The following is a 22,592-nucleotide window of genomic DNA, read 5'->3' as shown; positions in this document are numbered from 1 at the left end:
AGAATTACCAATCTATGTTTCTATTGTCATCTGCTTCCTGTTCCCATTCCTCATAAATTTCTCCATTATTATTATAAGGATACAATCTTGCAGATCCTACAGCAATATCAGCCTCCATGTGTATCTTCACGACGCTGACCGTTGGTGAACTATACTTTTTTTTCATTTTTGGGTAGATTTCTAATTACAGCCGAAAAATTAAGGGATGGGTAAATCCTTTACATACTTAATAAAATCAACGGTAATTAATTTTTAACTCGTTTTATTTTTCTAATAGATGTGTGGTACAATAGTTGGCTGTGTGATTGACGCTACTATACATCACAAATGTAAAAAGGATTTATGGAGCAAGAAAATTTTGCGTATGTGTTTATACGCCTAATTAAGATTATGTAGTGTTAGTTCTACACTAAGACCAAAAATGGAAAGATATGTATGACATATTGCTATTGATAAACCTTTACCCAATCAATTTCCATGGCAACTGGGAGTTGCTTTTGGTCTACTTTCCCCACCCAATTTCCTCCTAATTGCTGATCAATCAAAATGAAAAATGGCTGATCATAAGGCCATTGGGATTTGTCGACACCTGCTTTTCGAGGATAAATGAAGGTGTCCTTACCATTCAATTGGAACACCAACCGATCAGGATACCAACTTAATCCATATACATTGAATTCCCCTGCATCCACAGGAGCAGTACCCCCATGCGGAGGATTTTGTTTTTGTCCTAAGTTTAGTGTATAATGCGAATGCGTAGTTTGATAGATGATCTTATCAAAGTTCAAATGTTCCATGATATCGATCTCTCCGTTCATAGGGTATTTTCCATATTTATCCAGCTCCGCCAACATCCACATGGCTGGCCAGGCCCCTTGTGCGGACCCTAATTTAGCACGGATTTCGATCCGGCCATACTGAAAAGCAAATTTCCCTTTAGACCAAATACCACCAGTAATGAAAGGCCTTGGGTCCTTTAATGTATCAGGATTGTTGATCCCAAGTAAATGTAAATAGCCATTTTCCAAGTGGAAAACCTCATCTTCCTGACTCATATGCCTATTCCAATCCGAACTCCCAGCTGGAATCCTCGACCATTTTGTGGTATCAATCTCTTTGCCTTCAAAATCATCCTCCCAGACCAATTTCCATTTTTTATCCGAGCGATTTTCTTTTTGGAGATAGATATAGGGCTTGTCAATCATTTTCTGATTTACTTTACAGGCAGAAAATAAGCAAAATGCAGTCCCAACGAGGATAAAAAATCTTTTAAGAATCATGGTTTTTAGGTTGATGTTTTCCGAAACTACCTCTTTTTGACCTAATTTCAAAAGCAGTAGGTAGAAAATTATAATGCAGCATGTAGAAATTAATAATGAAGCAGGTAGTAATTAATAAAGCAACAGTTAGAAATTAATCCTGTATCTTTAAATAATCGAAGATTCAAGCACTTTTTCGTACAGATCCAACAAAAAAATGAAAATAAACACCTTTCATCCAGTAGATTTCAAAAGGCTCTTTATCGGAAATCCAACCGATAAATTGTGGTTTCAAATGGATATTGATCATTTTTTCATTCATTCCTTCCATTCGGAAAAGGTAGATCTTAAACTTCCCCTGCCCTTGCACAAAAAAACAGTGCATGATATTATGTTCATTGTGCATGGAAGTTCCGCGAGATTGGCAGGTCTCCATCGCTATGAACTTAAAAAAGCTGATCTACTTTTTGTACCTAGGCTTACCGCTTCCAATACCGAATTTATGACCGCGGATATCGAAGGGTATTATTGTCATTTTTCGGATGAAATGCTCCAAACCCAGCCGTTATTATTGGATTTTTTTAACCAAATGATCCTACCAACCTACCTTCATTTTCCTGAGCCCAATTTCCAAAGAGTAAATAAGCTCTTACAATCACTATGGGAGGTCAGTAGAGAAAAGAAAAATCAAACAGAGCAATCCAGATTACAAGCCTTTTATTTAGCGTGTATATTGGCTGAGATCAGCCTGCTGATCAAGGAAGAAAACCAGCAAAAGCCAAGTAAAGGAAACAAATTATACAAGGACTTTTTGAGTTTAGCGAAGACCAAAATCATGCACGGTTGGACCTTAAAACAATATGCTGATGCATTAAATATAACACCGAACCACCTCAACAAAACCATTAAAATGCTGAGTAACCGCTCAGCCAACGACTTATTGAATGAGCTAAAAATTCAAGAGGCAAAAGTCCTGTTGTTACAAACCCCTTCTACCCTTGCAGAAATAGCCTACTTACTCGGTTTTACGGACCAAGCACATTTCGGAAAATTCTTTAAAAAACACAACAACCATACTCCTAGCCAATACCGTAAAATGATTGATATGTACTAAATAATGCGTCTTAAATAATATATTCTACATCAAATCCAGCATAATTTTGCCGATGTAAAATATTTATTAATAAGCATGAAATCAGTTCATATCCATTTATTGTTATTCGTTGTTCTTTTAGGGATCAACAAAAGTTTTGCTCAAGGACCTCCAGCAGCTCAAGGCGGAGCACCTGTTATGAATCCACCTGTATCGGTAGAAATGATGGCAGGAAGCCGTGGTCTATCCTACCAAATGATCGTCAACAAAAAGTTCCAGAGTGTACCTCGTTTGGGATTCTTTTCCGTAAGTAATTTTCAGACCGATTGGAAATCATCAGCCATGCGTGATTACATGATGCAAGGTAATCTTACCTTAAGTTTGGTTAAAGGACTGGATATTTCATCTGGATTTATCTGGACTCCTTATACCGGAATCCGTCCTTCAGCAGGTATCATGTACACTTTTGCGAATAGAGATTGGTTGATCGTTGCCAATCCTCGGACCGATTTGACCAAAAACGCCAACATGGAAGTTTTGGCCTTGGCCGAATTCAAACCGATGATCAATGAGAAATTAAAATTCTACAGCAGATTGCAGGGCCTATACACGCAGGATACCGGGATTGGCGAGCACGGTAGAAGTTACATCATGGCTAGAGCAGGGATTACGATCAAAGATGTAACCTTTGGTGCTGGTGCTAATTTTGATTTCTATGGTCCACAAAAAATCAAAGACCATAACATTGGTGGATTTGTAAACATCAATTTGTTCTAATCCAGCTCAAATGACAACTATTTATTAAAGGTAAAATAAACATTTATTCTAAGTAAAAACACCCATCTACCTATTCATGTAGGTGTAAAAGGCAATCCTTTCTGGGTTGCCTTTTTCTTTCTAATCTGTAAAAACATACCTTTAAACACTTATAATATCATTATATTTAGCGAAACGAAGAACCATTTTAACATTATCCATGGAAGAAATAAAAGCATTACCCAACCTATCATCCGAAGAAGTACGCGTATTGGGATCCCTGTTAGAGAAATCCAAGACCACTCCAGAATATTATCCAATGACCTTGAATGCCTTGCAGACGGCCTGTAACCAAAAAACTTCCCGCAAACCTGTGGTCAATTATGATGAAAGCACCATCATCAACACCTTGGATAGTTTGCGAAAAAAAGGATTGATTTCAACGGTTGTTGGTGGAGGTAGTCGCGTGACGAAGTATAAACATAACTTGGCTATACAATTCCCCTTATTACCCCAAGAGTTAGCCGCCTTATGCTTACTATTCCTAAGAGGGCCTTTAACAGGAGGTGAAATCAACAGCAATTCGGGGAGATTGTACGAGTTTGAATCCTTAGAGGAAGTACAGGAACTGCTCCAAAAATTAAGCACAGATGAACCTACCTATGTACAGCAGCTATCAAAGAAGCCAGGACAGAAAGAGGCCCGGTTTGTTCATTTGTTTTCGCCATTTGATGAGGAAGCATATGAAGAAAGCTCCGCGTCGGAAACCGAAGCTAATACAGGAAAATATGCCCAATTAGAAGAACGGGTCCAACAATTGGAACAACAATTGGCTACCCTTCAAGCTTCCTTTGATAAGCTTATGGAAGAATTAAGCTAATAAAAACAAATCCATCATTTGCACATGAAAAAAATCAGTCTTTACCTTTTCTTCTGCCTGCTACCCTACCTAAGCTGGTCACAAGAATTTACCGATCTGGCAACAAACATCCAATCAAGTTTTAGAGGTTTGGACAGCTATAAAAACCAAGCTATCTGGGTAAGTGGCAGCAACGGACAAGTTGGAAGATACTTAATTGCCAGTAAAACCTGGCAATGGACTCAGATAAAAGGCTATGAAAAATTCGATTTTCGTGATATTGTGGCTTTCAGTGCCAAAGAAGCGGTCATGGTTAGCGCTGGAAGTCCTGCTGTCATCCTAAGGACAACGGATGCTGGTAAAAATTGGAAGGAAGTTTACCGTAATGATGACCCTGCCATCTTCTTGGATGACATGGAATTCACGGGTAAGCATGGATATATATTGGGAGATCCTATTGGAGGGCAATTCCAATTATTGGAAAGCAAGAATAAAGGCAAGACCTGGAAGGATGTAACGGATGAAATACCATTGATTGCCGAAGAAGGCGAAGCAGCATTCGCGGCAAGTGGTTCATCGATGCAGATGTTGAACGATTGGTTATATATCGGCACAGGCGGGAAAGTTGCCAGTTTGATGAAACGAAACCTCAAACAGAATCGGTTGGATGTACAGGATGCACCGATCTGGTCTGGGGAAAGTGGAACCGGAATATTTTCCATTGCCTTTCTCAACCAACGGGTTGGTGTGGTAGTCGGCGGAAATTATATGGATGATAAGAACAACAGCAATAACATCCTTTTGACCAAAAACGGAGGATTATCCTGGGAAAAACCCATTACACCTGTTTTCGGTTATCGATCTTGCGTGAAATATATTGATGAAAACACGTTAATAGCAACCGGTACTTCCGGGACGGACCTATCCCTTGATGGCGGAATGAACTGGAAGAAGATTTCTGATGCCAGTTTCAATGTCATTGAAGTAAGTAAGGATGGTCAGATTTATTTGGCAGGAAGTAATGGAAACGTCGTGAAAGTAGATCTTATTCCTTGATCAGCTCGATATTGGGATGTTCGGAAATGATTTCTTCAATGATTTCAAAATAGGTTTGGCCATTACCATTTTTTAGATCATCAATTTTCTGTTGGATGGCAGCGGAATCAAAAGATTCGGGATCCTCCAATTTCTTTTTATAGAAATCAAGGGTAAAATCATAGCCAAGGTCTTTTTTGTTCGATTCGAAGTTCTTCCAGATCAAAAGCACTTCTTCCTTTTCCTTGATTGCTCCAAACCCACCATACAGCAGGTCATCAAAAGCATCCAAGCTTTCTGCCAATAGCCAGCTCTCATTCTCCATGAATTTTCTATTGATTTCTGCGTAAAAACTGGTTTTATCGTGGATCAAGGCTCCTTCTATGACAATTTCCTTCTTCATTCCTATCATTTTCCCCAAAAATAAGGATAATATTTAATGATCAGCAGCAATCAGTTTACGGATCAACACGATCTGTCCCAAATGGTAATAGCCATGTTCTATAACGCCTTCTATGTTACGCCAATAGTTTCCAAACCTTTCTTCAAAGAATGTTTCTTCTAATTTACTTTCGTCAAAGCGCTCAATGGTTTGGGCAAATTTCTCCGCATTATCCAAAAATACATGGACTAATATCTGCCATTCTCGGTCCTCAACGATCTCCGGAACATCGAAACTAAACTTATCTTGAATCGTAAATTGCCCATCTTCCAATCCTTCCAAAATTCCCTGCAGGTAATAATTGATGTGATATACGATGGCAGCAATGGTGTTTAAATCAGCAATCTGGGTACTTGCTATTTGCCAATTGATCTGCTGTAATTGATCCTGATAATTTGTATTTGCAATCCAAGTTCCTGAAAGATATACTTCCCGAAACCTGGAAGCCATAAATTCGCATTTTTCCATGATTTCTTTTTTTTATAGGGTCCCTTGCGCTCAATGCCTAACTCCTATCCCTGCTATATTTTGCCTGAGCGATGTATCCGATTTCGACCTTCGCTTCTACACATTTGAATTTAAGGAGCTTATCCAGGCTTCCAAATAAGGAAGTCCCGCCACCAAGCAGGTAAGGAATGGTGGTGATGATCATATCATCAATCAGATCTTCTTTAAGAAATTGTTGGATCACGACCCCTCCATCTATATATAAACGAAGGTATCCTTGATCATGTACAGTTTTCAAAACATCCTGAATCTCCCCTTTAAGCAAATTCACTTTTCCTTGATATGCAGGAGGAATACTTTCCATGCTATTGCTCAAGACAAATACAGGCTTAGGATAAGGCCAATCCCCACCGAATCCACAAACTACCTCAAAGGTGTTTCTACCCATGAGTATGGCGTCGATTTCGGCTATGAAATCCTGGTAGCCCATATCGTGTTGTTCCGGATTTGGGATGGACAATAACCAATCAATCTTATCGTGGCGATCTGCAATATACCCATCCAAGCTGGTCGCAATAAATACCGAATTCCTTTTATCCATAAATGTTGTTATTCTTCTCCGTTAATTGTTGTTCTCCGTGATTGTAGTTCTCCGTTGATTGTAGTTCTTGTCATCCATTGAATGTAATGATTGAACCTCTGAACTGCTTATTTGTTCTCTCCAAAGGTCAACAAATTCATATCAGGGTCTAGGATAGAAAATTCTTTCATCCCCCAGGGTTTTAATGATAAAGGTCCATTTGGATGAATGGGAACACCATTAGCCTTAAATTCTTCGTATAGCTTTTCTATTTCGTTGGTCCGAATATAGATCATCCCATAATTATCTGTTATGGAAAGATCTTGGAATTCAAAAAAATGGACCTCAATATTATCCCTATAAAGCATTAGGTAATCTGGATACTCATCTCCAAACTGTTGGAATTTAAGTTTATCTAGATAGAAAACTTTGGTAATTTTCAGATTTCTTGATGGAAGCTTGGGGTGAACGGTTGATAACATAACTAAATGAATTGAATTACTGGTTTAGAGACCAAATTAATGCTTTCTCCTTGGTGGCACGGAATATGGTTTGATGTTGTTGTTGAGGTTCGTCTGAATATTTCCAATTCAACGTAGCGGGCGAATTGTTCTTCAGGCTATCTGCAAGTTGTTTCGTGTATTGGTTAATATCTTCGGCATCAGAACCTGCAAACCAAAGGACTTTTTTATTTGCTGGTATTTTTTGAAGGTGTTCTCCAGCTGTCCTCACTAAATAGTGGTCGTTCCACCATATGGAAGGATCAAAAGCGATATAATAATCAAATAATTCCGGTTCTAAGAAGAAGGATTCCATCACGAAATAACCGGATAAGGACTCCCCTAATATTCCTTTTATCGGATTGGTTCTATAATGTTTATTGATCTCAGGGATCAGTTCATCCTTGATAAAGGCACGGAACTTTTCAGATCCACCTATTACCGGAGCAACTTTTTTGTCTTCCTCTACATTTGTGATACCGGTAAGATCCCGCCTTCTCTGGGTGTTTTCTATCCCTACCAAAATAAATGCAGGAATCTGTTTGGTTTTGATCAAGGTATCAAACGTATGGGTGATATGCGGAAAATCCTCCATCAATCCCCCATCAGCCATATACATTACTGGAAGTGAATCCGTTATTTCATCATAATTCTCAGGTTTCCAGATATTGATTCTTCTCGATTCGTTCAATATTTTTGATTCGATCCGAAGGGAGTCATGGGAAGGAATCGGATCAGCATTTTGCTTATTAGATTTACAACTCGAAGTCCAAAGTAAGAGGAATAATAAGAGGTAATTCAATGATTTTATCATGTAATTTTCAATTATTTTTAGATTATAAATATAGCTGAAAATTAATTCCCATTACTTAATTGAGAAGTTTTACTTTCGTTTATTTCTTTGGTGGTATTATTTAACCGGATCTCTACACTATTATTTGGAGCTTGTAGCAGTTTGGTTGGTTCTAAAAATTAATGTGATTTCTTTTTTTTAATAGTTTTTAGTGATGATTAAAATGAAAACAGGTTTTTAGAACTATTGTTGTGTTAAATAATTATGAAATTAAACGAGATTATGAGAGTATTATCCATTTTGATTATCTTGTTTGTAACCGAGTTTATAATTGCTTAAAGAATTTGATTAAAGGTGCAGTATGCGGATAAAATTTTATGAGCCGATCAATGAAAGGATAAAACCTTATATAGAGGGTTATTACGTTCGGCAAAAAGATGATATAGAACCAGATCATTATTTGACGTTTCCAAACAATTACAACATCCTAACTTTAATGAAAAATTCAGGATTTTCTAAAAGTGATCAAGAAATCTCTATTTTTAAAAAATCAGATCAGCATAGTTTAAGTGTTACCTATGATTATGTTCAACCGATGCGGATTCGGTATTTAGATCCAGTTGAAGAAATAACCATATACTTTAAACCATTTGGATTGAACCAATTTTTACCAGAGATATCTTCAATATATAATAATAGTGGAATATGTGTCTTTGAAAACGATCATTATTTATATAAAGACCTGTTGAAATTAATGGATGAAATTGAGGACCAGTATTTTATTCCTGAAATAGAAAGCTACCTGGTATCTAAATTAGTCCCTCAAAGTGATTTATTGATTGAACAATTATTGGATTTATTATCTCAAGATTTATCAATTTCTCAGATTGCAGAAGAGGTAGGATTTAGCCGTCAATATATCAGTAGATACTTCAAAAACATGATCGGCAAGACACCTAATTCATTTCGCAAAATTCAACGATTTAGGAATGCCATACAGCCAATAAAAACTACATCAAGTTTAACTGATTTAGGAAATCAGGTTGGTTTCTTTGATCAATCACATTTTATCAAAGATTTCAAAAGCATTACCTCCATAACACCCAAGGATTTCTTCAAAAAAGTATTTTTAGATGAAAAAAATATCTGGTTGCATATTTAGGTTTCCATTTTTACAATTTCCATAATTTCCCATTCATTAGTTTTGTTTCCATATTTAAGAACAAATAAGTAAAAGAATGAGATCGGGTATTTTCAATTTATTAATTATTGTTTCCCTTTTTACAAGTATTAACTGTCAAGCTCAAACTTCGACATTAGACACATTTATTTCTGTTTTAGAAGAAAATTCGATTTATGGAAAGGAAGTGAATTGGAGTAAATTAAAAAAAGAATTAATGCATGCAGAGCAATTTGCTTCCTTGGATTCCACCACGCGGATTATATCATCGATCCAATTTATATATCAAAAATTAAACGATCGCCATGGATCATTCTTTTATAACGGTAAAACGTACAAAGGGCAATTCAACGATCATTTTTCAAAAGCTGATTCTACAATTCTATCCTATGCGCTTGATGAAAAATATGCTATTCGAACCACTATTTTAGCAGATCGGTATGCTTATATCTGTATCCCATCACCAAGCATTCCTACATCGGTTTTTGACAACGAATTGGAAGCTGTAAAAATATTATCCGCCATGGGGAAACAACTTCAGAATATATACCTTGAAGTATTGAACGAAAATATTGAAGGTGTAATCATTGATTTTCGATTAAGCCTCGGGGGGGCTTACCCTATCCTAATTTCGAGTTTGGCTCCAGTCTTGGGTGATGGAATTATTTTTCAGATGCAGGGTTTAGATGCGCTAAATACCTCTACAGTTAAATTGACCAAAGGCAATCTGTATGAGGACGATAGATTGATAGCTCAAACAGATTATAATGGATCGAAGATAGGTTCAAAAGTCGCTATTCTTCTTGGACCTTTGACCAGTAGTGCAGCTGAGCAATCGGCAATAGCTTTTAAAGGGCGCAAAAATGTTAAATATATTGGCGAAAATTCTGCAGGATATCTTTCTATGACAAGTTTATTTAACTTTTCAAATGGTAATTATTTTACCTATTCCAGTAAGTTGTTAAGAGCAAATGATCAAAAAGTTTATAAAACCTTTTTAAAGCCTGACATTGAAGTTATTGGCGGAGATAATTTTGAAGATTTATACGCGGATAAAAAAGTTATCCGAGCTTTAGAATGGTTTAAAAATTCAAAATAAGCGTTATTTATCGATTCCTATTAATTTATTATTTTAATCTATTTTAATTTTCAACTGAATTTTATCTTATGAAATCCATTTTATTGTCTATTTTTTTCATCGCGATTTCTACATTTTCATATGCACAACATCGTGTTTTGGATAGTTTAGCTAAAACACATTATCAAAAATTCATTTACGAAAATGGCAATTTTAAAGGTGATTATTTAGACTCTCTTATCAACAAAATATCGAAACATCAATATGTTTTAATAGGGGAACAACACCACAGTAATGAAATACCTGCGTTTGTTCAATATTTAATAAAAAAGGTTGATTATGATAATTATATAATGGAAGGTAACCAATCAACTACCGACCTATTGAGGGCAACATATAATCATTCTGTCAAAGAATATAAAAACCTATTAAATAGATTCCAAGATCGTTTCGGATTTTATACTTTTTCGCAAGATCGATCAATATTGGAGTATTTTTTCTCCAAGCAAAAAGAGGTTATTGAACTAGACCAAGTATTTGCAAGTAGCGATGCTCCATTACTGGATTTTCTTTATAAGTCCACAAGGAATGAAAAGGCAAAATTAATTTATCGTCAATTATTTGAAAAGGCTGAACAACAATGGAAGGTTTATTCCAAAAATCCTAATGTTCAACCTCCATTTAAAGATGAACATCTTCCATTACTTTGTGCTGCCTCATTTAAGGATGATATTCAATTATTGCAATCTCTTGATTTGTCAGAACAAGAACAACTGATTATTGAGGATCTTGCAAAAAGTAATGACATTTACCGAACTGCTTTTTCTGGAGAAGGGTATAAATCTCATGAAATGAGAATAGGATTAATGAAGAATAACTTATTGGATAATCTCAACAAAATTAAAGGTCATAAAAACTTATTTAAATTTGGAGCAAACCATGTCACTAAACATAAGAGTTTACTTCAGGACACACCAGATGTGGGAAATTTGGTCCTTAATATTGCAGACTCCGATAATGAAAAATCATTACATATTGCTTTAATGGAAAAAAAAGGATCTGTTGCTGGTTTATTTGGAGAAGCAATTGAAACAAATGGGCTCCCCTACCTAAAGGCTTTCACAGATATTGAAACAGCTAAAAATGAGTGGTTGATATTTGATCTTAATGATTTAAATAAGAAGCTTTCCACCAAAGATTTTCAAGCAGATCATTCTTTAAAGAATTTTATGGAGGGTTATGATTATCTTATTATTATTCCTGAGGTAACCCCTCAAATAAAAGGGAATTAATTCTAATTAAGATAAATATAACCCGTAATCTGATTTAAATGATGTGCCAAATGGGAATTATAATCAGCTGCTAAAAAAGCTAAAGTTTGGTCGTTTGCTCTCCTTTGAAAATCTTCATCAGTGAGATTCGTCCAAAGATGTACTAATTGTTTATTTAATGCACTCCATAAATCGATCAGCTGTTGTGTTGGAGCTACTTGGTAATGGTTGTATTTACACCACTTATCTTGATCATAAAATATAATCGGATTAACCTCAAATTGTGCCAAAAGAAAACGTCTATGATTGTTTGATGCACTATCGATAAGATGGCCTAAAATTTCTTTTTTACTCCATTTTTCTGGTGATTCCTTATGGGTGTAGGTTTGCTCATCGATCAATTTCAAATGAGAGGTTGATAAATCAATAATTTGGGATAATTCTTGGATAGTAGTTGGAATCATATAAAATTGTTTTATTAAAAGTAATTTATTATTGTATACTTAACTAGAGAAATTATTTCTCTAATTCATTTACGATCACCTTTGCAATTTCCTTGGAACTGAAAGGGTTTTGACCAGTGATCAGATTACCATCTACCACTACATTGGAAGTCATGGGTATAAAAGCCTTTTCAAACTTCACTCCTCTTTCTTTAATAGCAGCTTCAAGATTAAAAGGAACTTCTTTTTTCCTCCCAGCGATACTTTCTTCAAACCAATCAAATCCTGTTAGGCTCTTTCCAGAAATTAAATATGTACCATTTGATAATTTAACGTTTAATAATCCACCAACGCCGTGGCATATCGCTGCTACCATTTCACCTTTCTCATATTGTTTTCTGATGATAGATTGCAAAACATCATTATCTGGAAAATCATACATGGTTGCATGCCCTCCGGCTAAATAAACACAGTCGAAAAAATCATTTTCTACTTCAGTAAGGCTTTTGGATTGATGGAGTTCTTCCAAAAAACCGGGTGAAGAATAATATTCTTTCGTGATTTTATCCATTACAAAAGGTTTCAGACTTTCCGGATCAATGGGTACTTTTCCACCTTTAGGACTTGCAATGGTAACCTCCCACCCTTTTTGTTTTGCAGCATGATAGATGTGTGTCAGTTCGCTTAACCATAAACCTGTTGCTAATCCGCTTTCATAATGAGTTACATTTGTAACCACCAATAATAAATTCTTCATATTAAGAGTTATATTTAATAAGAAAACTTAATATTTAGAAATATGTTTTGGTTCTTATTCGTCCATTATAGACCATGCCGGTTTAAATATTCATTTCCCAATGGGGAAATCTCATAACCTACAGGTTGACTAATGGTCAATCCTAAATTTTTCAGTTTCCGGATATTAAGCTTGAGCCATTCCTTTTCAAAACCAGTCAATTTTGCTATACCTATGGCGTGTAAATTGGGGTTTTCTTTTATGGCTAAAAGAATCTTGTTAGTCCAAAATCCTTGTTTACTAAGACGATCTAATTTATCCACTTTATTCTTCAGCTCATTGAATTGATCTTCGGATAGTTCTGTTTGTTCCCTTAATTTAATTCTGGGATCTGCTGAATGATAACTGACGGTTATTTTATAAATATTTCCTCTGTTGTTAGGACCAAATGATTTTAATAACTGGAGCGTCTCATGATAACCCGCCATTACAGCATCTTGATCGGTTATATCAATTTCGTTGACAACTTGAATATCGTCGATTTTGATTAAACCTACTGTCGTATGCACAAGGCTTCCAATTTTAACGGAAGCCTTATGCCACTTACGAAATGCCAATGTGATTTCTCCTGATTTAATACTTTTCAGGTGTATCTCCTTAAATAGCATATTAATTTTTTTATAAGATTAAGCTTCTAATGCAAACAAAGCAATCTTATTCCCTTCATTATCCAATACATGTGCAATGAAACCTGATTTTATCTGCTTGGAATCCATCACTATTTTACCATGGTTTTCTTTTACTCTTTCAAGTGTCGGACTTAATTTTTCACCCGCATTAAAATACAAAATAACTGTTTGATTAGGCTCAGCATTTTGATTTTCTACCAATGCGCCAGAAACATTATCTCCATCGAAAGGAAAAGTTAGCGATTTAAATCCATCAAATTCCATGGGGGTTAATGAAATTTCTAATACATTTTCATAAATTTTTTTGGTTCTGTTAAGGTCATTCACAGGCAATTCAAACCAATTAATTACGTTGTTCATCTTTTTTATTTTTAGTGATACAACAAAAATATGGGGATTGATGACCTTAAAATTGGATAAAACCGACAGGCACTAAACTATCCATTCTGGATAATTTTCTACCTGTTCTATGGTCTGATGAAGGTATTGTTTTGGATTCATTCCTGTAAAAGCCTTAAACTCCCTTATAAAATGAGATTGATCAAAATAATCATTTTGATAGGCAACATCTGTTAATGTTTTGAAATTGTTTTTACGGAAAGCTTCTAGACCCGACTGAAAACGAACAATTCTTGAATAGGCCTTAGGAGATAGTCCTACATATTGCTTTATCAATCTTTCTAAAGATCTTTCGGAAATTTTCATTTCAGATTGAATGTCTTTTAACGCTTTGCCTTGCTGCAAAAGAATAGTAGCAAAATCTGCCCTTTTAAGACTTTGTTCTTCCTGTTGGATTCGTTTTAGAAAAAAAAGGGAAATAATTTCAATTTTCTCTGTAATTGAGGAAGCATGTATAATTTGTTCAAGTATGGGTTCTTTCGTAAGACAGTCTAGTGCAATATGCTGATTAGTCAGTTCCAAAGCATCTATTTTAAAAATGGCATTAAGTGCAGTTGGTTGTAGATATGCGCCAAAAATTCTAAAATTTCCTACTGCTTGTTGTTCACCTGGACAGGTTGTTTGCCCATATAGAAACATCTGCGGCAAAAGTTTGTATTCTTTGTTCAGAAATAGATCAGGCTCTTCTTGAACTATTAATCCTGAGAGGCCATCAGGGATTATTTTAAATGTTTTATCGGCAGTACCTTCTAAAACCCAAAAATATCGGATATAGTTCTGCAATGGCTTAATAGGAAGGATTTTTTGATAAAACATTATAATTTTTAGAACTCGTCTTTATTAATTATAAATATAATCCAAATCTCTGAGATGCCAAGTAAATAAATAGGTGGCCAACTCCAACTACCATTTTTTCTCCAGTCACTACATACTTAATTTCAACCTTAACAATGGGTAGTTTCTTCCTTGATCATCCTGATCTGTTCTTTCAAATATTTCAAATCCAAATTTTTGATAAAATTTCAGTGCTTTTACGTTCTGTTCATTTACATCTACTTTATCGGCATTTAATTCATTAACTGCGAAATTCAATAATTTCTGGCCATGCCCTTTTCCAAAATATTCTGGTGCTATAAAGAGCATTTCCACTTTTTTATCTGCTACGCCGATAAAACCAGCTACTTCATTTCCATCTACTAAACAAAAAACCTGTAAATCATTGAAATTAATTGTACGGACGAGCTCCTTAATTTCTTCAAAATCACTTGGAGTTAGGAAATCGTGTGTTGCAAGAACGGATTTCTCCCAAACTGCCAAAACTTGTGGTCGATAGGTATCAGAATATTTAGTTATTTTAAAGCTTTGGGTCTTCATCATGATAATAAATTCTTCGAATGTTGTTTAAAATTAAATAAAATAAACACGATGTCTTAACCCTTCAATAGAGAATTTGAAAAATTAATTTTCGCCAATAATTGGGTCGATGTAAAGTCCTGAAGATGATGCAAGTTATCTTAACGGAAATTATCCATATTCTGGACCTGCATTCTATGCTATGCCTTCAAAATATGTTTGAAATGGGGTTAGAATCGTGCTTAAAGTAGGTTTAAAGCAGGCTTAAAGTATTTAGAAAGTATGCAAAGCATAGATTTTAGTTACTTTTAATATACTTTCAGTATGCTTTTACAGCGAAGCGAACCAAAACAATAGGAGTCTTTAATGCAATCTGTATTTGGAAAGAAAAAGCTCCTTCATCAATATTTGAATTAACAGTTTAATATATTGTTCTAGATTCCATATGTCTCTCAACAACTTTCCATCTAGATTAAAATTTTATTTGGATTCATGCGCCAAGTATTAAGCATAATATTTACACCTTAAACCGATTGGATCAAAATCATCATCGGCAAATTCAAAATTGGAGAGGTTGTTCAATATGAGTTCTTCATCGTGTGTATAGGGATAACGCTGTTGATGGAGAGAAAGCATGATAGAAAGGTTGTATTTCTGTAGTAATTCATGCAAATCCCAGAAATCTATCTTGCGACCTATTCGCTGTACTACATCAATTTTCATGGCAATGATTTCTTAGGTAGTAGCCATTCTGATTATATCTCTACAGACAAACGATGTCCTAATTGAAGACTTAATGCTGTACCGCCAACCAAACGAAAGGATTCAAACACAGAGGACTCCATTAGCGTAATCAATGTATATTTTAAAAGATCATTGATGGTATTATAGTACATCATGATTAGTCAGTTGTTTTATTGAAACTGTATATAGTATATGGATTTCTGATATTGGATTCCTGTAAAGCTTGATTTACTTTTTCAGTACCATAAAAGCGAATAATCTCGTTTTTGTCATTTTCGTTTCCACGCTCAAAAACGCGTTGAATAACAGCTTTGTATTGTCGTTTCCAATCAATCTGTTGAATATCTGTATCCCAAAACAATCCTTTACTCAGGATATGTAGATTAGGAGTCCTTTTGATTTCTTTTTCTTTGATTTTTTTGATATCATAATAGGCTTGCAATATCACTAAAGTACCTTCTTCCAATCCAAGTTCTCTTTCAATCTTCAATGCTAATGCAGTGCTAATTCCTCTTTTACCTTTAGTAATAGCGTTAAATGTTTGGGGATGTTCTTCTAAAGACAAAGCAAAAGGACGTTGTTTGATAGAACGTTTTTTTAATTCTCTATCAAGTACAATCCCTGGATGGATCCCTTGGTACTTCTCAAATTGCCTATTCATAATAGAAATATAAACATTTTTGCTTACATAAAATTGGCATAAGAAAACATTGGAAGATTATTGCTTTGATGGAAAGGCTATAAATAAACAAAGCCCAACTATCGTCGGGCTTTGTTGCTTCAGCGGGCTAACCTAGATTACAATCGAACACTTAATACCCTTTTTGACGTTTTTGGATACTATAGAAAGGAGCTAATTTTCTATTTTCATCATGTTCAATAAATCATTAGACTCTTCAATTATCCATTGATTGAACTCTATTAACTTTTTCATAATATCCGATTGGTTAGCAGTCAATAGATACTCTATATTTCTATCCTTGATGTTCTCCCATTTACTATTATGTTCTGTTTCCACTATATCTTTTGGAGTACCATTTGGTGTAAGAAGTTGAATATTTGGTATTTTTTCTTTTACCAAAGGATAAATGATGAACAAACCATCATAGTCCCAGTCACAGGAATAATAAATAGGTAGTCCTCTTGTGTCAGAAAAATCCAATTTATTTACATTCTTACCTCCAGCATACCATAATTCTATGTTATTAGCCCGAGCCAATGTAGGACGCTTTAAAAAATCAATATTTTCACAAAGTACGATGCAAGTGGTATCTTTACATTCGAGTACATATTTATATTGTAGATCCTTATCATCAGCTAATTCATCAATATCCAAAAGTAATTTAACAGCATTGATCAAAGCCTCTTTGCCTAATAGATACTTCTCATTCTTGAAAAACATAAGAGATACAATTCTGACGGTTGCTTCATTTTTTATAATCTGTTCCCGCAATGGCTCTAAGTTTCCATTGTCCATATCCTCTTTTATCCCTATTAGGATCTGAATATCAGATTCTTCAAATCGAAGCTGAGGTTTTAATAATACATTACTTAATAAAAAAGCTTCATAGCGATTAAATTTCTCCAAATATTCTTTTTCATACAGCTCTGCAAAACCCTCTAAAACGAAAAGTTTATCGTGCGTTCTGTCAAGTATTCGGAGAGAATTAATAAGGTAATTGATTTCACCACTTTTCGCTAGAGTATCATTTAGCTTTACCTCGCCATTTATATATAGATTATTTAATGCTCTTAACTCAATCCAGTTCATTTTCTATTCTGTTTATATAGATATTCAAATCTTCGTTGTTGTCTTTTGTTTTAAAATAGGAAACTGAAGGGCAATAGTTGATATTATCATCCTCTTTTCCTTTAATCAAATGATGGGCATACCATTCATCAGACAATCCGATATTGAATGTATGAGGAGCCATTGTTATTATCTGATATTGGAATTCTTCTGCTATAGCAGGAAAGGTATTAAAATTGGTATTATCCAAACTTCCTAATTCTTCCAAAATAATAAACCTTAAACCATTACGTTTTTCTTTTTGTACGGCAGACAGCCTTGCGATCCCTAATAATGCGATTGCTGAATAAGTTTCTCCTGTACTTCCGGGAACTTCTGTTCCAAACTGATCCGTGAGCTTAGCTGAAAGTTCAAAGTAAGTTTTGGGGTTTAGTAATTTATCAATCGGAACATTGTTTTTGATTTTTGCTTGTTTCCTAAAAAAATCTTCTATGAAATCTACTATAGATTGTCCAAACTGTAATTCTCCTTTTGTCGCTGTATTCCTAACCTCGTAAGCTATCTGCTTGATATAATCAATCTTTATTTCTTTATTCCCATCAAATTCAAGTTTGAAATTAAACTTATTACTAATCTTTCGATCAACAAAGAATGCGTTTATTCTTTTTACCTGGTCATCATATTTTTCATATCGTTCAGTAGTTTTACTAAATATCTTAATCATATTATCCCTGATACCATTGGCTATGGTTGTTCGGGTTTGATTAGCTTCGTCTAAAGCAGTAGTGATATCATCAGTAGATTTGATTTTGTTGCCCAATAATGCATCTTCCAAAACCCTGAATGAAAAATCCTGGTCTTTAATCGTTAATTGTACGGCCGGATTCTTCTCATCACTCGTTTCTTCAAATGAATTCGAAATACCAATAAATGCTGTTTTATATTCTTCCCATAGCCCATTATAGGTTTGCTCCAATTCCTCAGTATTTCTAGGTGTTAAAGGAAAGTCTGTTATGTTCTCTTGGAAATGTTGGTAATAAGTATTTTTGAGCGTAGTGAATGCTGTTTGCTTCTTAGTCAGATTACTAATAATCATCAGCAAGTCTTGCCTATCATCTTTTATTTTACTTTCCAGCGATTTGAACTTGGTTTGTATAGCTCCTTTTTCTTCATAAAACTTATCTTTCTTATCGCTCCATTCTTTACGAAACTTCAACAACTCCTTTTTTACGATTTCCGGCTCATCATATTCAACCTTAAACTTATTTTTAATTTGCAATAGTTCTTCTTCTTCTCTTTTCTTTTGTGATTGCAATTGAGAGGTCTTTTCATCAATCTGAAAAATGCAGGCTACAGCATTTTTTAATTTTTCAATATTGCTAAAAACAGCAATAGAGACATCAAAGAAATAGTCAAATAGACTTACATCGTAAGGCTTTCCATCTACAATGTTCTCCAATGCTTCCAGTTTGGTATTTATGGAGCTGTTTTCGGTGTTCAATTTTTGAATTAACTGTTGTACAGATTGTTCCAGGTTTGTTCTGTTTCCCAATAGCGTTGCATCTGGATTAAATTGTATAAATTGGTTTAATGCCCCCAGTTTTAACCAAAAACCTTCTTTAGATGGGATTGTATTAAAATTATTAATCAACTCATCAGGATTGATATATTGAAATGAATTGTTCGGATTAGAAATCTCAGAAATAGGTTTGGTCGCGTAATACAAAACCGTTTGTAACTGTTCATTATCTAACGAGGGTAGATTCTTAATATACCAGTGTAAAAGTCCATTTTCATCATTGTCCTGCAATAATGCTAATAGATTTTCTTTGGTTGACTTATCATTTTTTAAGGATAATTTTAATTCATCCAAAATCTCCGATTGTTCTTTTCGGGTTTGGATGACTTTTTGAAGTGTTTTGTACTTTTCCAGATAAGGTTTTGCAAAAGTGATTTCTTTTTTAATACCCTCATTGTTTCTACTTAAAATATCAATTCTTTGTATCTCATTCTTCCAGCTATCATCTACTTCAGGAAGAATAAACATTTTAAGTTCATCGACTTCTTTACCCAACTTTTCTATGCTGTTAGATAAGTCTTGATAACGGTTGAACATATTAAAATTTTCATCCGATTCCTCGTAACTCTTTTTTATTATTGCTTCTTCTACTGGAAGATTTTCGATAGCCGTTTTTAGTTCAGTAAATTCAGTTTCTTGGGTCGTTATCTGTGTTTTTCCTTCCAATTCTCTATCCTGCAATTGTTTTAATTCTATATGGACGTTTTGTAATTCCGCTTCTTTAAGTGATTTGAATTTTGCTTTATGGGATTGCTCCAACTCCCGTAAGTTTGTTAATCTTTTTTGCTTGTTAGATAGATTTTGAATGTCTTTATTCAGACTTTCATATTCTCTCAATATCTTTTCCAGCTCGGATTGCTCTTTTTGAAAGTTGGCAAGAATATCTTCATCGGATTCTTCAAAGAGAAATTCTTTTAAGTTTTTGGAAGCCTGATTGCCACTTAAATTTAGTGTCTTGGCTTTTGAAAATGACTGTATGACCTTAGCAAAGGCTTTTAGATTTTTATCCTGGCTGAGATTTAGAGGGAGTATGTTTTTATCGAAAAGGAATTTATAGTAGGTATTGACACTTTCATTATTACTAAAGAAGTTAAGCCGAAGTCCTTGCTTTTCGTAAAGAAATGTTGCCAAATCCTGTATGTCCACTATTTCTTTCTCTCCAGCTTCCTTTTCCTTTAATAAATCTTTGGCGAAAATAAGCTCTTCTTTTTCAAGAGCCAGTTCATTTATTTTCAGGCTTATATCTGCTTGTTTTGTAATTACAAAAGGAATGATACGTTTTCCCTTCTGGTTATTTATCTGTATTCCGATGGTAATAAATTTACCAGTATTTACCTCAATATTCAAGAAACAGTAGGCACATTTTGTTTTATAGGGAAGGGTATTGATTTGTCGTTCTTCTTTCTTTACCCCATCAGTACCGAATTTGATATGGTCTTTATCATAGACAAAAATCATTTGGAGTAAATCAGCAATAATGGATTTTCCGACACCGTTTGCACCAACAAAATCTGTTCTTGTTGGATGAAAGAGGTAGTCGTGTATATAGTGTTTCAGAATACCGACGGTAGATAGGGAGAAAATTCTTGGATAACTCATAGCACTTCATCATTTTTAAGTTGTTGGCTAAATGACTCAAAATTCTGAAGCTCCTCCTGATACAATTTGGTTAAACGGTGAATAGCAGGTCTTATTTCAAAGACTAATTCTTCATTCCTCCCTGATTGCTTTTCTACCCAGCCTAATTTATCAAAGCTGTCTATCGTTTTGCCAAATTTGTTTTCTACTGTATTCCATTCTTTTTCATCATAAGAATCCCTTATGTCATTGAATAAAATCCTTTTGTATGCTTCTTGATGGTCACTCTCCAGTATTTGTGTTTTTATGTCGTTCCAGCGAATAATCTTTTCCTCGTCAAAATACTTTTGGTAATACATATCCAAAAGTGTCAAACCAATAAGTGTTTGTAATTCAGAAAGCTCTTTATTACGGTTTGTACCGCTTAATTTTCCTTTTCCGTTTTCTGTGAAATCAAGATAATAATATCTACTGCTATCAGAGATGTCAGTAACAAGATTAAGCCTGTATAAGTTACTGTAAAAATTTCTCCACTGTGATTCATAGCTTTCCAGTACAGTATACTCTGCGTAAAACTTGTGGTCAATATGCTTGCCAGACAACAACAGAATATTGATGTCAGCAAAATGCTTTTCAACACTCTCCTCTGTGAGAAAAGAATAATCGCTTATTTCATAATTTTCGTTTTCCATAGGGATATTTTTTGTTGTGACAAGGAAATGATTTTTTGTTCTACATCAATAAATACATCGTTATTCTCTGAAGAATAAGCTGTTAAACGAGATGCTACCTGATAAGCAATAGACAAATCTTTTTCTTCATCAACGATACTATTCATAAGTTCATCTATATGCAATTGCCTTTTGCTTTCCAGAATATCTTTGGCTTTATCAACCCATTGATTGATAATTTGCTGACGGTTAATTTCTTTTGCTATTTTATGCTTTTCATTACGTTCATAGGTTTCATCAACCTCCACATTTACAATGATGTTAGGTTTTGGAAGTTCAAACTCGTAATATCTTGGGTACAAGATTCGGACAGGTTCATATACCACTTGCTTTAGCGGAAAATTGTTACTAAACTTGATACCATCAGCAGTGTATTGAGAACTTTCTAAAACTGTTCGATGTAGCTTTTTTATTAGTAATCTAAAAAATGCTCGTGTTGAAAATTGCTCCTGCAACTCCGTCAATTTTTCACTTGCGTGATTAATTTGTCTACGGATAATGTAAACTTTACGGTCTACCGAATTGAAAAACTCTCTGATATCTGTATATATTTCCTGTGCTTTTTCCCAATCACTTTTACTTTTTTGTACATTGTCTCTATCAAATTTCCCATCGTCTTCCATTTTTCTGTAAAAATGATCCACAACATTTAGTAAATTACCAAGAAATTGGTCTTTGGAAATAATAGCTTCCGTAATATCTTCTGCTCTTTCTCCGAACTTTCTAAAAACAACAGTAAACTCTCGTACTAAAGAAGTTGCACTTTGTTCATCTTCTTTTCGGAGAATATCATTTAATTCTTTATATGCCTCACGCAATTCATCTTCCAACGCCTCTAAATGATCCGTGATGATTTTCTTTGAGCCTTGTATAAATATTCTCCCAAATTTTCGCTCAAACTTTTCAATGATCTTGATCTCACCATGTCGTATGGTAAATGAATCCTGAACACTTTTTTTGAGTGGATGATTTTTGTATGGATTTTCTAGTTTGCTTACCATTAAATCTACTACATTTTTAGCGTAGTCTGTCAGATAATATTTCCACGGCTCATCGGGATGACTTCGCAGGAAGTAATGGAAAAGATTGTCTTTAATGTTATTCCAAGGACGAACGGAATCAAGATTAAACTCCGTTTTTATATCCGTTAGGATTTCATTGATCTCTTTTTGTGTGAAGTATTCTTCAATTTCACGGTTTTTGATTTTTTCATAAAGAGCAATAACCAAATAACCTCCGTCGAAAGCCGAAGGAAGTAGGAGATTGTATTTGGTGTATAGTTGTTTCTCTTTCAAAA

The 22,592-nt window shown here is 34.6% G+C and carries 27 protein-coding genes; 7 read left to right on the top strand and 20 right to left on the bottom strand.

The annotated features are described in order from the left end of the window. Positions 1–4: 4 nt before the first annotated feature. Positions 5–130 carry a hypothetical protein gene (locus tag VJ786_RS09560; protein ID WP_262708800.1) on the bottom strand — a complete coding sequence of 42 codons (126 nt, stop codon included), beginning with the start codon at positions 128–130 and terminating at the stop codon, positions 5–7. Positions 131–446: 316 nt separating this feature from the next. Continuing rightward, entirely contained in the window at positions 447–1,205 is a 759-nt protein-coding gene (locus tag VJ786_RS09555; RefSeq protein ID WP_134776499.1) for a glycoside hydrolase family 16 protein, read from the bottom strand. A gap of 271 nt (positions 1,206–1,476) precedes the next feature. On the opposite strand from VJ786_RS09555, the gene VJ786_RS09550 reads away from it, so the two are divergent. The 4 genes from VJ786_RS09550 (at position 1,477) to VJ786_RS09535 (ending at position 5,023) form a co-directional block, all read left to right on the top strand. Continuing rightward, positions 1,477–2,373 carry an AraC family transcriptional regulator gene (locus VJ786_RS09550; protein WP_134776500.1) on the top strand — a complete coding sequence of 299 codons (897 nt, stop codon included), beginning with the start codon at positions 1,477–1,479 and terminating at the stop codon, positions 2,371–2,373. A gap of 75 nt (positions 2,374–2,448) precedes the next feature. Continuing rightward, positions 2,449–3,129 carry a hypothetical protein gene (locus VJ786_RS09545; protein ID WP_180268504.1) on the top strand — a complete coding sequence of 227 codons (681 nt, stop codon included), beginning with the start codon at positions 2,449–2,451 and terminating at the stop codon, positions 3,127–3,129. 199 nt (positions 3,130–3,328) lie between these two features. Further along, entirely contained in the window at positions 3,329–3,988 is a 660-nt protein-coding gene (locus VJ786_RS09540) for a YceH family protein (protein ID WP_134776501.1), read from the top strand. Between the two features lie 24 nt (positions 3,989–4,012). Then, entirely contained in the window at positions 4,013–5,023 is a 1,011-nt protein-coding gene (locus VJ786_RS09535) for a WD40/YVTN/BNR-like repeat-containing protein (RefSeq protein ID WP_134776502.1), read from the top strand. Here VJ786_RS09535 and VJ786_RS09530 read toward each other — a convergent pair. From VJ786_RS09530 to VJ786_RS09510, 5 genes are all read right to left on the bottom strand, one after another. Further along, positions 5,013–5,405 carry a barstar family protein gene (locus VJ786_RS09530; RefSeq protein WP_134776503.1) on the bottom strand — a complete coding sequence of 131 codons (393 nt, stop codon included), beginning with the start codon at positions 5,403–5,405 and terminating at the stop codon, positions 5,013–5,015. The genes VJ786_RS09535 and VJ786_RS09530 overlap by 11 nt on opposite strands. Positions 5,406–5,438: 33 nt before the next feature. Beyond that, a complete protein-coding gene (locus tag VJ786_RS09525) occupies positions 5,439–5,912 on the bottom strand; it encodes a DinB family protein (protein WP_134776504.1) in 474 nt (157 codons plus the stop codon). Positions 5,913–5,949: 37 nt separating this feature from the next. Then, entirely contained in the window at positions 5,950–6,492 is a 543-nt protein-coding gene (locus VJ786_RS09520; protein ID WP_134776505.1) for a dihydrofolate reductase family protein, read from the bottom strand. A 107-nt stretch (positions 6,493–6,599) separates the two neighbouring features. Continuing rightward, positions 6,600–6,953, bottom strand: a complete 354-nt coding sequence (locus VJ786_RS09515; protein ID WP_134776506.1) for a bleomycin resistance protein — start codon at positions 6,951–6,953, stop codon at positions 6,600–6,602. 16 nt (positions 6,954–6,969) lie between these two features. Beyond that, positions 6,970–7,785: an alpha/beta hydrolase gene (locus VJ786_RS09510; protein WP_167554225.1), complete on the bottom strand. Its 816-nt coding sequence runs from the start codon at positions 7,783–7,785 to the stop codon at positions 6,970–6,972. A 475-nt stretch (positions 7,786–8,260) separates the two neighbouring features. On the opposite strand from VJ786_RS09510, the gene VJ786_RS09505 reads away from it, so the two are divergent. From VJ786_RS09505 to VJ786_RS09495, 3 genes are all read left to right on the top strand, one after another. Then, positions 8,261–8,926, top strand: coding sequence for a helix-turn-helix domain-containing protein (locus tag VJ786_RS09505; RefSeq protein WP_167554226.1), 666 nt, complete (start codon positions 8,261–8,263; stop codon positions 8,924–8,926). 76 nt (positions 8,927–9,002) lie between these two features. Continuing rightward, positions 9,003–10,043: a S41 family peptidase gene (locus VJ786_RS09500; RefSeq protein ID WP_134776508.1), complete on the top strand. Its 1,041-nt coding sequence runs from the start codon at positions 9,003–9,005 to the stop codon at positions 10,041–10,043. Positions 10,044–10,111: 68 nt separating this feature from the next. Beyond that, positions 10,112–11,314 (top strand): hypothetical protein, encoded by a 1,203-nt coding sequence (locus tag VJ786_RS09495; RefSeq protein ID WP_134776509.1) that lies wholly within the window; start codon positions 10,112–10,114, stop codon positions 11,312–11,314. A gap of 2 nt (positions 11,315–11,316) precedes the next feature. Here the strand turns inward: VJ786_RS09495 and VJ786_RS09490 are convergent, their stop codons facing one another. The 13 genes from VJ786_RS09490 to VJ786_RS09430 all read right to left on the bottom strand — a co-directional run bounded on the left by VJ786_RS09490 (position 11,317) and on the right by VJ786_RS09430 (position 22,590). Next, complete coding sequence (locus VJ786_RS09490) at positions 11,317–11,757, bottom strand: DinB family protein (protein WP_336557652.1); 441 nt, start codon at positions 11,755–11,757, stop codon at positions 11,317–11,319. 52 nt (positions 11,758–11,809) lie between these two features. Continuing rightward, a complete protein-coding gene (locus VJ786_RS09485; protein ID WP_134776511.1) occupies positions 11,810–12,493 on the bottom strand; it encodes a type 1 glutamine amidotransferase domain-containing protein in 684 nt (227 codons plus the stop codon). Positions 12,494–12,558: 65 nt separating this feature from the next. Then, positions 12,559–13,140 carry an ASCH domain-containing protein gene (locus VJ786_RS09480; RefSeq protein WP_134776512.1) on the bottom strand — a complete coding sequence of 194 codons (582 nt, stop codon included), beginning with the start codon at positions 13,138–13,140 and terminating at the stop codon, positions 12,559–12,561. An 18-nt stretch (positions 13,141–13,158) separates the two neighbouring features. Further along, complete coding sequence (locus VJ786_RS09475) at positions 13,159–13,521, bottom strand: VOC family protein (protein ID WP_134776513.1); 363 nt, start codon at positions 13,519–13,521, stop codon at positions 13,159–13,161. 72 nt (positions 13,522–13,593) lie between these two features. Then, positions 13,594–14,376, bottom strand: a complete 783-nt coding sequence (locus VJ786_RS09470) for a helix-turn-helix domain-containing protein (protein WP_134776514.1) — start codon at positions 14,374–14,376, stop codon at positions 13,594–13,596. A gap of 108 nt (positions 14,377–14,484) precedes the next feature. After that, on the bottom strand, positions 14,485–14,937 hold the full coding sequence (locus VJ786_RS09465) for a GNAT family N-acetyltransferase (RefSeq protein ID WP_209023101.1): 453 nt from the start codon (positions 14,935–14,937) through the stop codon (positions 14,485–14,487). 480 nt (positions 14,938–15,417) lie between these two features. After that, positions 15,418–15,636: a hypothetical protein gene (locus VJ786_RS09460; RefSeq protein WP_245153280.1), complete on the bottom strand. Its 219-nt coding sequence runs from the start codon at positions 15,634–15,636 to the stop codon at positions 15,418–15,420. Between the two features lie 32 nt (positions 15,637–15,668). Further along, positions 15,669–15,812 carry a nucleotidyl transferase AbiEii/AbiGii toxin family protein gene (locus VJ786_RS09455; RefSeq protein ID WP_245153281.1) on the bottom strand — a complete coding sequence of 48 codons (144 nt, stop codon included), beginning with the start codon at positions 15,810–15,812 and terminating at the stop codon, positions 15,669–15,671. A 2-nt stretch (positions 15,813–15,814) separates the two neighbouring features. Beyond that, entirely contained in the window at positions 15,815–16,318 is a 504-nt protein-coding gene (locus tag VJ786_RS09450) for a helix-turn-helix transcriptional regulator (RefSeq protein ID WP_134776515.1), read from the bottom strand. Positions 16,319–16,510: 192 nt separating this feature from the next. Then, positions 16,511–17,428 carry a hypothetical protein gene (locus VJ786_RS09445; RefSeq protein WP_134776516.1) on the bottom strand — a complete coding sequence of 306 codons (918 nt, stop codon included), beginning with the start codon at positions 17,426–17,428 and terminating at the stop codon, positions 16,511–16,513. Beyond that, positions 17,415–20,585 carry a coiled-coil domain-containing protein gene (locus VJ786_RS09440; RefSeq protein ID WP_134776517.1) on the bottom strand — a complete coding sequence of 1,057 codons (3,171 nt, stop codon included), beginning with the start codon at positions 20,583–20,585 and terminating at the stop codon, positions 17,415–17,417. Before VJ786_RS09440 ends, VJ786_RS09445 begins: the two co-directional genes overlap by 14 nt. Beyond that, the gene (locus VJ786_RS09435; protein WP_134776518.1) at positions 20,582–21,256 is read right to left on the bottom strand and encodes a condensin complex protein MksE; all 675 of its coding nucleotides are present in this window, start codon (positions 21,254–21,256) and stop codon (positions 20,582–20,584) included. Before VJ786_RS09435 ends, VJ786_RS09440 begins: the two co-directional genes overlap by 4 nt. Then, a complete protein-coding gene (locus VJ786_RS09430) occupies positions 21,232–22,590 on the bottom strand; it encodes a hypothetical protein (RefSeq protein ID WP_134776519.1) in 1,359 nt (452 codons plus the stop codon). Before VJ786_RS09430 ends, VJ786_RS09435 begins: the two co-directional genes overlap by 25 nt. Between the last annotated feature and the right edge of the window lie 2 nt (positions 22,591–22,592).

The organism is Sphingobacterium tenebrionis (genome assembly GCF_037126265.1).
GTDB classification, from domain to species: domain Bacteria; phylum Bacteroidota; class Bacteroidia; order Sphingobacteriales; family Sphingobacteriaceae; genus Sphingobacterium; species Sphingobacterium tenebrionis.
This window is presented reverse-complemented; position numbering and strand designations above follow the sequence as displayed.

Excerpts from the sequence above, each read along its gene's own strand:
- VJ786_RS09510 (WP_167554225.1), bottom strand. The coding sequence starts at position 7,785 with ATGATAAAATCATTGAATTACCTCTTATTATTCCTCTTACTTTGGACT.
- VJ786_RS09550 (WP_134776500.1), top strand. The coding sequence starts at position 1,477 with ATGAAAATAAACACCTTTCATCCAGTAGATTTCAAAAGGCTCTTTATC.
- VJ786_RS09530 (WP_134776503.1), bottom strand. The coding sequence starts at position 5,405 with ATGAAGAAGGAAATTGTCATAGAAGGAGCCTTGATCCACGATAAAACC.
- VJ786_RS09515 (WP_134776506.1), bottom strand. The coding sequence starts at position 6,953 with ATGTTATCAACCGTTCACCCCAAGCTTCCATCAAGAAATCTGAAAATT.
- VJ786_RS09440 (WP_134776517.1), bottom strand. The coding sequence starts at position 20,585 with ATGAGTTATCCAAGAATTTTCTCCCTATCTACCGTCGGTATTCTGAAA.
- VJ786_RS09435 (WP_134776518.1), bottom strand. The coding sequence starts at position 21,256 with ATGGAAAACGAAAATTATGAAATAAGCGATTATTCTTTTCTCACAGAG.
- VJ786_RS09480 (WP_134776512.1), bottom strand. The coding sequence starts at position 13,140 with ATGCTATTTAAGGAGATACACCTGAAAAGTATTAAATCAGGAGAAATC.
- VJ786_RS09500 (WP_134776508.1), top strand. The coding sequence starts at position 9,003 with ATGAGATCGGGTATTTTCAATTTATTAATTATTGTTTCCCTTTTTACA.
- VJ786_RS09505 (WP_167554226.1), top strand. The coding sequence starts at position 8,261 with ATGAAAAATTCAGGATTTTCTAAAAGTGATCAAGAAATCTCTATTTTT.
- VJ786_RS09540 (WP_134776501.1), top strand. The coding sequence starts at position 3,329 with ATGGAAGAAATAAAAGCATTACCCAACCTATCATCCGAAGAAGTACGC.
- VJ786_RS09460 (WP_245153280.1), bottom strand. The coding sequence starts at position 15,636 with ATGAAAATTGATGTAGTACAGCGAATAGGTCGCAAGATAGATTTCTGG.
- VJ786_RS09495 (WP_134776509.1), top strand. The coding sequence starts at position 10,112 with ATGAAATCCATTTTATTGTCTATTTTTTTCATCGCGATTTCTACATTT.
- VJ786_RS09475 (WP_134776513.1), bottom strand. The coding sequence starts at position 13,521 with ATGAACAACGTAATTAATTGGTTTGAATTGCCTGTGAATGACCTTAAC.
- VJ786_RS09485 (WP_134776511.1), bottom strand. The coding sequence starts at position 12,493 with ATGAAGAATTTATTATTGGTGGTTACAAATGTAACTCATTATGAAAGC.
- VJ786_RS09455 (WP_245153281.1), bottom strand. The coding sequence starts at position 15,812 with ATGATGTACTATAATACCATCAATGATCTTTTAAAATATACATTGATT.
- VJ786_RS09445 (WP_134776516.1), bottom strand. The coding sequence starts at position 17,428 with ATGAACTGGATTGAGTTAAGAGCATTAAATAATCTATATATAAATGGC.
- VJ786_RS09555 (WP_134776499.1), bottom strand. The coding sequence starts at position 1,205 with ATGATTGACAAGCCCTATATCTATCTCCAAAAAGAAAATCGCTCGGAT.
- VJ786_RS09470 (WP_134776514.1), bottom strand. The coding sequence starts at position 14,376 with ATGTTTTATCAAAAAATCCTTCCTATTAAGCCATTGCAGAACTATATC.
- VJ786_RS09490 (WP_336557652.1), bottom strand. The coding sequence starts at position 11,757 with ATGATTCCAACTACTATCCAAGAATTATCCCAAATTATTGATTTATCA.
- VJ786_RS09525 (WP_134776504.1), bottom strand. The coding sequence starts at position 5,912 with ATGGAAAAATGCGAATTTATGGCTTCCAGGTTTCGGGAAGTATATCTT.
- VJ786_RS09520 (WP_134776505.1), bottom strand. The coding sequence starts at position 6,492 with ATGGATAAAAGGAATTCGGTATTTATTGCGACCAGCTTGGATGGGTAT.
- VJ786_RS09535 (WP_134776502.1), top strand. The coding sequence starts at position 4,013 with ATGAAAAAAATCAGTCTTTACCTTTTCTTCTGCCTGCTACCCTACCTA.
- VJ786_RS09465 (WP_209023101.1), bottom strand. The coding sequence starts at position 14,937 with ATGATGAAGACCCAAAGCTTTAAAATAACTAAATATTCTGATACCTAT.
- VJ786_RS09545 (WP_180268504.1), top strand. The coding sequence starts at position 2,449 with ATGAAATCAGTTCATATCCATTTATTGTTATTCGTTGTTCTTTTAGGG.
- VJ786_RS09450 (WP_134776515.1), bottom strand. The coding sequence starts at position 16,318 with ATGAATAGGCAATTTGAGAAGTACCAAGGGATCCATCCAGGGATTGTA.